This window comes from Oceanobacter kriegii DSM 6294 (assembly GCF_000422845.1).
Lineage (GTDB): Bacteria > Pseudomonadota > Gammaproteobacteria > Pseudomonadales > Oceanobacteraceae > Oceanobacter > Oceanobacter kriegii.
Map to the genome: position 1 here is coordinate 82,265 of NZ_AUGV01000007.1, position 12,036 is coordinate 94,300.

Here is a 12,036-nt window from a genome sequence, read left to right on the forward strand (position 1 = left end):
TCTTTACTTATTAAAGTTAAAACTGACCTAGCTGTAAGTATTGGCGCGATCCAACCGGCTGTTAAAGACCACTTCAATAAAGAACGGTCCCGCCTTGGTATCGAATGGAATCACCATGACAGGCCCCGCAACGGAGTGGGCGATCAGGTCTTCCCCGGTCAGCAACTCCGGGGTCGCCATTTCAAAATCGAAGCCCTTCTCCCACAGCAGCTTGCGTGCACCGCCCGACAACATATTGGTAAGTTCGCCAGTCAGGTCCCGGCAGGTTTCATCAAACCCAAGCACTTCTTCGCCCAACATATTGCTGCTGATTTTCACAATGGCGCCTTCCGAGAAGGAAATTGCCAACGACCCCTTAACCGTTTCGCCTTCCATTGGAATGACCCCGGTGACAACACCCAGCGCAACGTCTCCATCTTTTACGTAGGGCTTTGAATACTCACAGCTGAGCTGCGCCATGGTCGCCAGGATATTATTGATGGTTTCGACGAACGGATTAATGTACTCAACGTTCAAACCAACAGCCTCCGATGTGAATCTGACCCACGCCTGAATAACAGACCCGTCGGGTCGCTTCTTTTGATGGCATTTCAATATCTTGAGTCTAGACCACTGCCATCGTTGGCTCGCTGGAAAGCAACCCGACAGAGCAGCCGATACTGTCATACCTGACTCAAGTTTAGCGCGATGCTCAAGCCGTACTCGCGGTACAAGGGCGTTAAATTGGCATTAGATATGGAGAGAAAAAGCAGAAAAAACAGCGTGCGGGTGCGAAACAAGCAGCAATAAACTGCACGGAATCAGTAATCAGCAGATACAAAAACAGGCCCCGAAGAGCCTGTTTTTTTGTTCAATCACTGCGGGTCAATCAGAGACCTTTCACCGCATAGATGCCCAGCGTGTTACGCCAGTAACCGCGGTAATCCATGCCGCAACCAAACAGGAAGCGGTCTTCCACATTCATGCCAGAAAAGTCGACAGTCAGAGCGTCGGTCTTACGGTCATGGTCTTTGGTGCACAATACGGCAGTCAGAACTTCCTTGGCACCCTGTTGACGACACGCTTCTACTACTTCGGCCAAGGTGTGGCCTTCGTCAAAGATGTCATCCAGAATCAGTACGTGGCGGTCAGCCATTGGTACGGAAGGTGGTGCCTGCCATTGCAGCTCCGGGCCACCCGTGGTTTCGCCACGGTAACGAGTGGCGTGCATGTAACCAACTTCCAGCGGGAAGTTCAGTTTTGGCAACAGCTGGCCAGCCATCAGCAAGCCGCCATTCATAACGGTGTAAACCACCGGCATTTTACCTGCCAGTCGTTCGGTGATCTCTTCGGCCAACCGGTCCAAGGCTGCCAGCACTTCTTCTGGCGATTTAATCAGATCCGCTTCTTGCATCACGGCATCCAATTGCTCCGGGGTCAATTGATCAGTCATTCAATTCACTCTGTTTCGATTGCGTAAAGGCGCGATACTATCACGACAGAGGCCCCACACGGCAGCGCCCCTTTTGAAAAACCTTAGCCTGACATCCTGTTATTTGCCGAAAAGATGATCCAATGTCCTTTTCACTCAGCGGAACTGAGAAGCAAAATCAGGTACAAAACGATATCGCCAAACGCATCAGGGCATCCGCATGAACACAGCCACCCTTTTTTCAAATCCAAATCGATCAAAATGCACACTTCAGCGCAGCAAGTTCCTGTTACTGGGCGTCGTCAGCGTGCTTCTCGCCAGCTGCGCCAGTTACCCGTCTTCCATCGCCGTCAACGACCCTGACCAACTGCCGACGCTTAAACAGCTGCTGCAATCGCCGCAAGAGCACGCCGGGGACACTGTGGTGCTGGGTGGCCAGATCATCAAAGTGAGCAACACCGAGCAACACACTGTATTGGAAATTCTCCAAAAACCGCTGTGGGATTCCGGCCATCCACGTTCAGACCAGGACGCCTCCAACGGCCGCTTTCGTGCTGAGTTGGATTACTTCGTAGACCCGGAGATCTACAAAAAAGGCCGCGAAGTGACCGTGCGTGGCACCTTCACTGGTCTGCAACAAGGCAAGATTGGCAATCACGATTATCAATTCGCTCACATTAACGTCTCGGGCATTGAACTGTGGCGAGAACAACCAGAAACCGAAGTGCACTACATCTTCGGCTACGATCGCTGGGGCCCCAGCCCGTTTTACCGGCCAAGACTTCGCCCAACCAGCTCCGTAAACCTGGTCGTGCCACTCAAGCGTCCTGCCAACTGAGCAGTCCCTGCCAGCCAAACATTGCGCAGCCAACCAGACAGGGACCGTTAAAAACCCGGAGCCAGCCGGAATATTCCGTAGGAAATATCACCGGCTGTCCTAATGGATACTTCGGCGTACAAAGCAGCCGTGATAATATCCGCCGCCCGAAAGATTCAACCCATCCCGTTCAGGAGCCACCATGTCCCCCACTCTGCAACTAGCCTGCGATTTGATTTCCCGTCATTCGGTTACCCCGGAAGACGCGGGTTGTCAGGAATTGATGATGGAGCGTCTGGCAGCGGTTGGCTTCAACAACGAACCACTGCGCTTTGAAGAAGTAGACAACTTCTGGTCTCGCCGTGGTACTGATGGCCCTATGGTGTGCTTTGCAGGCCACACCGACGTTGTACCAACCGGCCCGGAAAGCAGCTGGCAGTACCCACCGTTTGAACCGCAAATTGTCGACGGCATGCTTTACGGCCGTGGCGCTGCTGATATGAAAGGCTCATTGGCTGCGATGATCGTTGCCATTGAAAACTTCGTGCGCAAATTCCCGGACCACAAAGGCTCCATCGCCTTGCTGATCACCAGTGACGAAGAAGGCCCAGCCCATAACGGCACGGTAAAAGTGGTTGAGACCCTGGAAGCACGCAACGAGAAGATCGACATGTGTATCGTTGGCGAACCATCCTCCACAACTCTGGTGGGCGACGTTATCAAAAACGGTCGTCGTGGTTCTCTGGGTGCAGAGCTGATCGTGAAAGGCATTCAGGGCCATGTAGCCTATCCGCATCTGGCCAAAAACCCGGTGCACGTAGCCGCTCCGGCACTGGCGGAACTGGCCAACGAAAAATGGGATGACGGCAACGAATTCTTCCCGGCTACCAGCTTCCAGATTTCCAACATCCATGCAGGCACCGGTGCCACCAACGTGATTCCGGGCACCATGAAGGTCGTGTTCAACTTCCGTTTCTCAACCGAACTGACTGCCGACATTCTGAAGCAGCGTACCGAAGCCATTCTGGATAAGCACGATTTGGAATACGACCTGCAATGGAGCCTCAGTGGCGAACCATTCCTGACCGACCGTGGCCCATTGGTTGACGCCTGTGTGGACGCCATTAAAGCCGTGACAGGCCGCGACACTGAGCTGTCGACTGCTGGCGGCACATCTGACGGTCGCTTCATCGCTCCTACCGGTGCTCAGGTTGTCGAACTTGGTCCAATCAACGCCACTATCCACAAAGTCGACGAGTGCGTTAGCGCCGCCGACCTCGACACCCTGACCGACATGTACGAAGGCATTCTGGAGCGTCTGCTGGGATGATTGCTTGCCCCGTATGTCACCTGCCATTGCCACTGATTGATGGCGACACGGACAAACGCGGCGCCCTCAAGCGCCGCTGCTGCGACAACAACCACAGTTTTGACCGTGCCAAACAGGGTTACTTCAACCTGTTAATGGTTAACCAGAAGAAGTCCAAAAACCCGGGCGATAACGCTGAAATGGTGTTAGCGCGCAAACGCTTTTTGGATCGTGGGTTTTACACCGCTATTTCCGAAGCCATTAACACCGCACTGGTGCCTGACGCCGCCCGACAGCCCGGCTTGCAGATTGCCGACAACGGCTGTGGCGAGGGCTACTACACCAACCAGCTGCATCAGGCGTTGAATGCCGCCGGCGTTCAGCACAACCTTTATGGCATCGATATTTCGCGCGACGCCGTCAAAACCGCATGTCAGCGTGATCGCGACATCGAATGGATGGTCGGCAGTGGCGGCAAACTGCCGTTTATGCCAAACACTCTGGGCATGATCTTCAGCGTGTTCACCCCTGTGATGGCCGATCGCTGGAAAGAGCTACTGACGGAAGACGGCAGTGTTTGGCTGATTCTGCCCGCAGCAGAACACCTGTTGGAACTGCGTCAGCATATTTATGACGACGTACAAACCGATGAGTATTCCCCGGCAGCAGAAATGGAGCAGGCTGGCTTCAAGCTGGATAGCCAGCACAAGCATCAATCGACCGTCCATATTCCTGCCGACGCCCTGCCCGACTTGCTGACCATGACGCCTCACGGCTGGCGCATCAAAAACGAGAAACGTGTCGCAATCACAGCACTGGATGGTCTGGATGTGACCTTATCGGTCAACTTGTTCCGCTTTTCGGCTATAAACAATGGATAAGATTTTAAATGTTCCGGCAAAGGTTCATGGTTGTTTGAATCACTCAAACAACCGCGATAGCATTTCCGGACACCGTCGCAGCAGGGTTGAAAAGTTAACGGTATGACAGACGTTCTGTTCTATGTATTGGCAGCCACCAAGTTGTCAGAGCAAATGCAGTTTGTCTGCCGATTGACTGAAAAAGTGCAAGCGCAAGGCAAAAAGATCTACATCCACGCCAACAGCAAAGAACACGCAACGGCGCTGGATGACCAGCTTTGGCAGTTCCGCGAAAACGCGTTTGTACCGCACGCCCTGGTGGATGAGGAACATCCTGTGAACGATTGCCCGGTTCAGATTGGCTGGCATGAAGCGCCCATCGCGTTTCATGACGTCATTATCAACCTGAGCAATGAACTGCCCGACTTTTTTGCACGATTTGAGCGGCTGGTTGAAGTAGTCATTCAGGAAGATACGGTGCTTGAAAGCACCCGTGACCATTATCGTTTTTTGCGTGACCGGGGTTACCCCATCAGTCACCAGGATATGAGACTTCGCACATGAGCACTGAAAACAAGCCTCGCGAACTATTGGACGAACTGGCCACCTTGCAGCAAGTATTGGATGACGCTGCCGGTGAGCAGATTGATTTCAACAGCGTCCTGACCAAACTCAACACCGTTGACGAAGTGCCGGTGCTGAGCGATTTGTTCAACTCCGACGAAGCCCCAGTGCTGCGACCGGTAAAACAGGGCGACCGCAAGAGCCACCTGTCAGCCGTCCAAACACCGCCACCAAGCCAGCCACGCCCGGTGATTACCCGAGACATTCTCGAATATCTGCGCGAAGAAATGCAGCGCAAAGGTAACGACGATAACAGCCTGGAAACCCTGCACGACATCCTGCACGGTGCCGCCGAGCGTCAACAGCGCAGCGAAGAGCACCCGAACAACCAGAAAGTGCAAAACGTCGTTGATCACAATAACAGTGACGACCCAGACGTACCGACACTGACTGAAGAAGAAACCTACAGCGAACTCGACGCCATGCTGGATGACGCCGCCTTGGATGACGACATCCCAATGGCCGACGAACAGGTCGACATCGCATTCTCCCTGGCAGAGCTGGCCAGTCAGGCCACTGATGAACACGAGATTCTGCGCGACATCGTCGAAGACGACGAGCCAGAACTGCTGCTCGACGAGGTTTCTGACGCCCTGCCCGACGCCACCGTCAACTCGGCAGCCAAAGCACCAACCGATAGCAAGGCCGACGAAAACACCGCACAGTCAGTGCGTACAGACGACATTGAGCCAACTCTCGACGAAGTACTGGATAGCGCTCTTGGCGAACAGCCGGAATCTCCTAAAACACCAGACTCCTTGCGAGCCGCACTATCACCCAAGCCAACCATCGATGAACTGGCTGCACTGGCAAAAGCGGTGGCACAAGAAACCGAGGCCAAGGCCACCACGCGCAACCCCAACAACCCGTTCTTGCCAAAATCCGTATTGGATCGGTTAACCGTTGAGCGCCAGGCCGCCCAACAAAGCGCTGAAGAAGCCCACCGCACCATGCAGCGGGTGATGCAAGGCAAGATGGAGAACGATTCCAAAGCCGTCGCAAGCCTGAGTAAATCGGAGCAGGAGCAAATCGTCGACACATTGATTGACGAACTGACACCACTGATTCAGGCCCGCTTACGCGAAAAGCTACGCGCCTTTATGAACCAGAAGCCCAACAAAACGCCGGAATAATCCGGCGTTTTTTATTTCAGGCCAATCCAATCAACAGCCTGAAGCCCAGAGCGTGCTGCTATCAGGTTGAGAGAGACCAACCTACGAAACCCGCTTTCCGTGGGAGAGAGCTTGCTCTCGATAATCCCATCGACAATGAATTCCCCCTCACAAAAGCACCAAATGCAGTGGTTGCAGCGCGCAGTTACAGTGCGCAACCAGACCAGCACGCAAATATTTCCGAAGCGTAAAAAACCCGTCAAAACGACGTATTGATCTCACCACCAACACCCTGCCCAGCTGCCAACAAATCCGGTATACTCGACGCCATTTTTCACCGTGCAATCAGTCGTTTGCCGGAAATAGCCACCGCGACCGAACAAAAGCTTCGACACCGCGCTCAAGGCAATGCCATTTCCCGGCCACGACTGCCCAAATTTGTGAGTTAAAGCGAACACCATGGACAAGACCTACAAGCCCGACGCCATCGAACAGTACTGGTACCAGAACTGGGAATCCAACGGTTACTTCAAGCCATACCAGGAAGGTCTGGAAGGCGAAGGCTACTCCATCATGATTCCACCACCGAACGTCACCGGCTCTCTGCACATGGGTCACGCCTTCCAGCACACGCTGCAAGACGCGCTGATTCGCTACAACCGCATGCTGGGCAAGAAATCCCTCTGGCAGGTCGGTACCGACCACGCCGGTATCGCCACCCAGATGGTGGTTGAGCGCAAACTGGCCGCCGAAGGCCAGCCAGACCGTCACGAGCTGGGCCGCGACAAGTTCATCGAAAAAATCTGGGAATGGAAAGAACACTCCGGTGGCACCATCACCCGTCAGATGCGTCGTCTGGGTAACTCCGTTGACTGGGAAACCGAACGCTTCACCATGGACGAAGGCTTCTACGCCGCCGTTCAGGAAGTCTTCATTCGCCTGTACAACGACGGCCTGATCTACCGCGGCAAACGCCTGGTGAACTGGGACCCGAAACTGCACACTGCCATTTCCGACCTGGAAGTGGAAAACAAAGACAAGAAAGGCCACATGTGGCACCTGCGCTACCCGCTGGCCGACGGTGAAACCTACACCGACAGCGAAGGTAACGTAAAAGACTATATCGTGGTTGCCACCACCCGTCCGGAAACCGTGCTGGGCGATACCGGTGTGGCTGTTAATGCCGAAGACGAGCGCTACAAGCACCTGATCGGCAAGTTCGTTGAGCTGCCACTGGTTGGCCGCCGCATTCCAATCGTTGCCGACGAACACGCCGATATGACCAAAGGCACCGGCTGCGTGAAGATCACCCCGGCGCACGACTTCAACGACTACGAAGTTGGCAAGCGCAACGGCCTGCCAATGATCAACATCTTCACCTTCAACGCCGACGTACGCGATGTGGCTGAAGCCTTCAACGCTGACGGCACCCTGAACACCGACGTAGACACCAGCATTCCGGAAAAATACCGTGGCATGGAGCGCTTTGCTGCTCGCAAAGCCATCGTTGCCGACTTCGAAGAGCTGGGCCTGCTGGACGAAATCAAAGACCACGACCTGACCGTACCGTACGGCGACCGTGGTGGCGTTGTCATCGAGCCAATGCTGACCGACCAGTGGTACGTAGACGCCAAGACTCTGGCCAAGCCTGCCATCGAAGCGGTTGAAAACGGCGATATCCAGTTCGTGCCGAAAAACTACGAGAACATGTACTTCAGCTGGATGCGTGACATTCAGGACTGGTGTATTTCCCGTCAGCTGTGGTGGGGTCACCGCATCCCGGCCTGGTACGACAACGAAGGCAAGGTTTACGTTGGTCACGACGAAGCCGAAGTACGCGCCCAGAACAACATCGCTGACGACGTTGAACTGCGTCAGGACAACGACGTACTGGACACCTGGTTTAGCTCCGCGCTGTGGACTTTCGGCACTCTGGGCTGGCCAAACGTTGATATCGAAGAAGTGGCCAAGCGTATGGCCGACTTCCACCCAACCGACACCCTGGTGACCGGTTTCGACATCATCTTCTTCTGGGTGGCGCGCATGATCATGATGACCATGCACTTCATCAAGGACGAAAACGGCAAGCCTCAGGTTCCATTCAAGACGGTATACGTGACCGGCCTGATCCGTGACGAAGTGGGCCAGAAAATGTCCAAATCCAAGGGCAACGTGCTTGACCCACTGGACATGATCGACGGCATCAGCCTCGACGCCCTGCTGGAAAAACGCACCGGCAACATGATGCAGCCACAACTGGCTGAGAAAATCGGCAAGCGTACCCAGAAAGAATTTCCGGAAGGCATCACCCCACACGGCACCGACGCCCTGCGCTTCACCCTTGCCGCCATGGCCTCTACCGGCCGTGATATCAACTGGGACATGAAGCGTCTGGAAGGCTACCGTAACTTCTGTAACAAGCTGTGGAACGCCTCCCGCTACGTGATGCTGTCCATCGCTGGTGAAGAAGCCGTTGAAAAAGCTGCGGCAGAAAACACCCAGATCACCATTACCGACGAAATGAAAGCCGCCTGTGGCGCCACTGGCGAACCGGCTGCCCTGTCACTGGCCGACCGCTGGATCATTTCCCGTCTGCAACGTGCCGAAGGCGAAGTGCGTCGTCATCTGGATCAGTACCGCTTCGACATGGCTGCTCAGGCACTGTACGAGTTCATCTGGAACGAATACTGCGACTGGTACCTCGAACTCTCCAAGCCGGTTCTGTGGGACAAAAACGCCACCGAAGAAGAAAAACGTGGCACCCGTGGCACTCTGGTACGCGTATTGGAAGCCACCCTGCGTCTGGCCCACCCCATCATCCCGTTCATCACTGAATCCATCTGGCAGCAAGTGAAGGACCTGGCCGGCAAGGAAGGCGACACCATTATGCTGACCCGCTTCCCGGAACCACAGGAAGCCCTGATTGATGCCGAAGCCGAAGCCGACGTTGAATGGCTGCAAGGCGTGATCACTGCGGTACGTAACATCCGTGCCGAGAAGAACATCCCGCCAAGCAAGGAACTGGAAGTGATCCTGAAAGACGGCGACGACAACGACTTCCGTCGCGCCGACGAAAACCAGACCTTCTTGTCCAAACTGGCCAAGCTCAGCAACATCACCTGGCACAACGAAGGTGACGAACTGCCAATGTCCACCACCCAACTGGTTGGCCAAATGGAAGTGCTGGTGCCAATGGCAGGCTTCATCGACAAAGACGCTGAAATCGCCCGCCTGACCAAAGAGCTGGAGAAACTGGAAAAAGAAGTTTCCCGCATCGCCAACAAACTGGGCAACGAAGGCTTCGTCGCCAAAGCCCCGGCCGCCGTAATCGAGAAGGAAAAAGAAAAACTGACCGGTTACGAACGAGACCAGGCCAAGATCAAAGAACAGATCGAAGCCATCAAAGCGCTGTAAACCCTGGGAGCGCGGGCGACCCGCCCGCCACATGTCCTGACACCCACGCTCTGCGTGGTATCTACCAGGCACAGCAAGACCCAAAAGGGCGTCTGTTTAGACGCCCTTTTTGCGTTTAGCCTATTTATTCCCGATCCTGTAACAACCACTGCGTAAATCGCACACTCGCAGCTTGTAGGAGGGAATTTATTCCCGATCCTGTAGGTTAGGCCCAGCCCAACACCCCAACATTCCCCCTGCTCTCCGAATTCAAACGGACACGTAGAAGGGAATTCATTCCCGAAAACTCGTAGGAGGAGGCTTGCCTCCGAACCCTGCAACCCCGGCCTCAAAACCACCCATTGTTCTGGCTCCCACGCTCTGCGTGGTAGCCAACCCGCAACAAACCCCGAACTCCAAAAACAAAAAAACCGCCAAATTTGGCGGTTTTTTAATTAACCCCTGCGACCTCAACAAACACAAAAGCGCGCAGAAAGCGTAACCCATCGATTACTTGTAATAGGCTTCCACTTCACCCTTCAGCTTCATCAGCATCGGACGACCGTAACGGTCTTTAGCCACTGGCGAAGACACCTTCACCCAACCTTCGCTGATGTTGTATTCCTCAACATCGTTACGCTCTTTACCCTTAAAACGAATACCAATGTCATGCTCAAAGCACGCCTCAACATAATGCGGGCTACGCGGGTTGATAGACAGGTGGTTCGGCAATTCTGGTTTGGAATCAGACATAATCTGGTGCGACCTTATAGTCAGTTTAAGCTTCGGCGGATTGTATATGGGCAACCACCACTGCTCAACCAACACCACACCGTCATTCCGAACAACCTCCTCCGGGAGCGCGGTGGTCCGGCACTTTCAAACCTGGGAGCGCGGGCGGCCCGCCCGCATTAAAAACACACATGTGGGAGGAAGCTTGCCTCCGAACCAAACATCACAGCAACCAAACGGTCCAAATCAACTCTCAAAAAACAGCTCACCGCAAACCCCGAATAGCCTGCTCGGCAACCTTCACAGCCTCCAGAACGTACTCATCAGCCATCAACTCACCACAAAAGCGCAACACAAGAGGATTACTTTCAGGATCTTCTGCTGGCAACGTTTTGCCATACAGCATAGGAACCGCCCCAGCCCGCTCTCGCACCACCATTGCCAAATGACCAAACGGCACCATAACGTCAGCATGCGATAATTTGCCGTCAGAGTAGCGACCGACAATCCCATTACCCCAACTCCACGCCTGATCCTGCAACCAGTCGTTCGACTGCTCCGTCAAACAGGTAGCCATGGCAAAATCCCTGACCGACTCCGAAACGGCATCATCAGGACCATGAAAGCGCATGGAACTACAGCCCGATGACAAGGCAATCCAAAGCAACACCCCGAGAAAACCGGCAACAGCTCTCAAAGCTCCGCCCCTCTTAACGCAAGCCATCGCATTTCAACCAACGCATCACCCCTATTAAATTCACCACACGGCAACATAGCACCATGAATGCTGGGATTCGGTGTGACAACCGATGAAATGAACGCGGCGCTCCGGCACTTTCAAGCCCAGGGAACACGGGCGGCCCGCCCGACAAAACCCAACCGTCCATCCGGGAGCGCGGTGGTCCGGCACTCCGGCCGCTGGCCCGCATCAAGCGCATTACAACAACGCCGCCGGATCTTGCCGATAAAACAACCCTAGCTGCTCATACACATCAGGCAACGCCTGCTTCAACACAACCGGCGCTTCAAAAAACGTCTCACTGCACACCGCAAAAAACTCCGCCGGACTGGTCAGCCCATACAGGTCAATCGGCAGCATGCCATGCAACGCGCTCTCGCCATGCAATCCATGCTTATGCGCCTTACCTTGATGGAAATCGTGATAATGAAACACCAGCCCCTGCAACTGCAGCCAGGCCGACTCAAACACATCATGCCACTGCTGCGCACTCATACCTTTATGCAGCGGCGGCGCGCAATTAGCGCCCTGCTTCAGCATATCCAGCTTATGGGCCAGCTCGTGAATCACCACGTTGCCGGCCTTGCCCGAACGGACGTGAGGGCCACAATGCTGAATAGCTTCCCACGATAAAATCACCGGCCCACGCTGCCAGGCCTCGCCGCTCAACCCCGGGCCAGTTTCATGCACCACCCCATCGTCACCGCGAAACGGCCGCTTTGGGCGAAAATCCCCTTCGTACACAATCAGGGTTTGCCAGTCGTCATACCAACTAAGGCCCAGATTCAAAATCGGCACACAGGCCATGGTCGCCACTTTCAGGCAGATCGGCCCCGCCAGCTCAAAATCCCGACCCGACGCAAACACCTTGTGCACCAAAAACCGCAACGTCAGCTCAAACAACTGCTGACGTTCGGCTTCAGAATAACGCTCTAACACCTGCCAGCCAGCGTTGACAGCATCCCAATCAGGGCGGGTGAAACCCAGCTGCTGGATATGGCGGTGTTCCAGCCAGTGTTTTATTGGTTCAAACAAACTG

General features: G+C 54.6%; 11 protein-coding genes. 6 read left to right on the forward strand and 5 right to left on the reverse strand.

The window, feature by feature from the left end:
* Positions 1-27: 27 nt before the first annotated feature.
* Positions 28-516, reverse strand: a complete 489-nt coding sequence (locus G516_RS0105690; RefSeq protein WP_028292847.1) for a chemotaxis protein CheX — start codon at positions 514-516, stop codon at positions 28-30.
* 352 nt (positions 517-868) lie between these two features.
* A complete protein-coding gene (locus tag G516_RS0105695) occupies positions 869-1,432 on the reverse strand; it encodes a hypoxanthine-guanine phosphoribosyltransferase (protein ID WP_028292848.1) in 564 nt (187 codons plus the stop codon).
* Positions 1,433-1,631: 199 nt separating this feature from the next.
* On the opposite strand from G516_RS0105695, the gene G516_RS21205 reads away from it, so the two are divergent.
* The 6 genes from G516_RS21205 to G516_RS0105725 all read left to right on the forward strand — a co-directional run bounded on the left by G516_RS21205 (position 1,632) and on the right by G516_RS0105725 (position 9,547).
* On the forward strand, positions 1,632-2,249 hold the full coding sequence (locus G516_RS21205; RefSeq protein ID WP_051218983.1) for a Slp family lipoprotein: 618 nt from the start codon (positions 1,632-1,634) through the stop codon (positions 2,247-2,249).
* Between the two features lie 181 nt (positions 2,250-2,430).
* Positions 2,431-3,558: a succinyl-diaminopimelate desuccinylase gene (dapE, locus tag G516_RS0105705; protein WP_028292849.1), complete on the forward strand. Its 1,128-nt coding sequence runs from the start codon at positions 2,431-2,433 to the stop codon at positions 3,556-3,558.
* Positions 3,555-4,418 (forward strand): methyltransferase, encoded by an 864-nt coding sequence (locus tag G516_RS0105710; protein WP_028292850.1) that lies wholly within the window; start codon positions 3,555-3,557, stop codon positions 4,416-4,418. Before dapE ends, G516_RS0105710 begins: the two co-directional genes overlap by 4 nt.
* A gap of 102 nt (positions 4,419-4,520) precedes the next feature.
* Positions 4,521-4,961 carry a DNA polymerase III subunit chi gene (locus tag G516_RS0105715; protein ID WP_028292851.1) on the forward strand — a complete coding sequence of 147 codons (441 nt, stop codon included), beginning with the start codon at positions 4,521-4,523 and terminating at the stop codon, positions 4,959-4,961.
* Complete coding sequence (locus G516_RS0105720) at positions 4,958-6,154, forward strand: hypothetical protein (protein WP_028292852.1); 1,197 nt, start codon at positions 4,958-4,960, stop codon at positions 6,152-6,154. Before G516_RS0105715 ends, G516_RS0105720 begins: the two co-directional genes overlap by 4 nt.
* A 438-nt stretch (positions 6,155-6,592) precedes the next feature.
* The gene (locus G516_RS0105725) at positions 6,593-9,547 is read left to right on the forward strand and encodes a valine--tRNA ligase (RefSeq protein ID WP_028292853.1); all 2,955 of its coding nucleotides are present in this window, start codon (positions 6,593-6,595) and stop codon (positions 9,545-9,547) included.
* A gap of 489 nt (positions 9,548-10,036) precedes the next feature.
* On the opposite strand, the gene G516_RS0105735 is transcribed toward G516_RS0105725, so the two are convergent.
* The 3 genes from G516_RS0105735 to G516_RS0105745 all read right to left on the reverse strand — a co-directional run bounded on the left by G516_RS0105735 (position 10,037) and on the right by G516_RS0105745 (position 12,032).
* Positions 10,037-10,279 carry a DUF3297 family protein gene (locus G516_RS0105735; RefSeq protein ID WP_028292854.1) on the reverse strand — a complete coding sequence of 81 codons (243 nt, stop codon included), beginning with the start codon at positions 10,277-10,279 and terminating at the stop codon, positions 10,037-10,039.
* Positions 10,280-10,523: 244 nt separating this feature from the next.
* Positions 10,524-10,955: a hypothetical protein gene (locus G516_RS0105740; RefSeq protein WP_156878961.1), complete on the reverse strand. Its 432-nt coding sequence runs from the start codon at positions 10,953-10,955 to the stop codon at positions 10,524-10,526.
* A gap of 240 nt (positions 10,956-11,195) precedes the next feature.
* Positions 11,196-12,032: a M90 family metallopeptidase gene (locus G516_RS0105745; RefSeq protein ID WP_028292856.1), complete on the reverse strand. Its 837-nt coding sequence runs from the start codon at positions 12,030-12,032 to the stop codon at positions 11,196-11,198.
* Positions 12,033-12,036 lie beyond the last annotated feature (4 nt).

What these genes read in the sequence shown, in the direction of transcription:
- G516_RS0105695 (WP_028292848.1), bottom strand. Translation starts at nt 1,432, where the DNA reads ATGACTGATCAATTGACCCCGGAGCAATTGGATGCCGTGATGCAAGAA.
- G516_RS21205 (WP_051218983.1), top strand. Translation starts at nt 1,632, where the DNA reads ATGAACACAGCCACCCTTTTTTCAAATCCAAATCGATCAAAATGCACA.
- dapE (WP_028292849.1), top strand. Translation starts at nt 2,431, where the DNA reads ATGTCCCCCACTCTGCAACTAGCCTGCGATTTGATTTCCCGTCATTCG.
- G516_RS0105710 (WP_028292850.1), top strand. Translation starts at nt 3,555, where the DNA reads ATGATTGCTTGCCCCGTATGTCACCTGCCATTGCCACTGATTGATGGC.
- G516_RS0105715 (WP_028292851.1), top strand. Translation starts at nt 4,521, where the DNA reads ATGACAGACGTTCTGTTCTATGTATTGGCAGCCACCAAGTTGTCAGAG.
- G516_RS0105720 (WP_028292852.1), top strand. Translation starts at nt 4,958, where the DNA reads ATGAGCACTGAAAACAAGCCTCGCGAACTATTGGACGAACTGGCCACC.
- G516_RS0105725 (WP_028292853.1), top strand. Translation starts at nt 6,593, where the DNA reads ATGGACAAGACCTACAAGCCCGACGCCATCGAACAGTACTGGTACCAG.
- G516_RS0105735 (WP_028292854.1), bottom strand. Translation starts at nt 10,279, where the DNA reads ATGTCTGATTCCAAACCAGAATTGCCGAACCACCTGTCTATCAACCCG.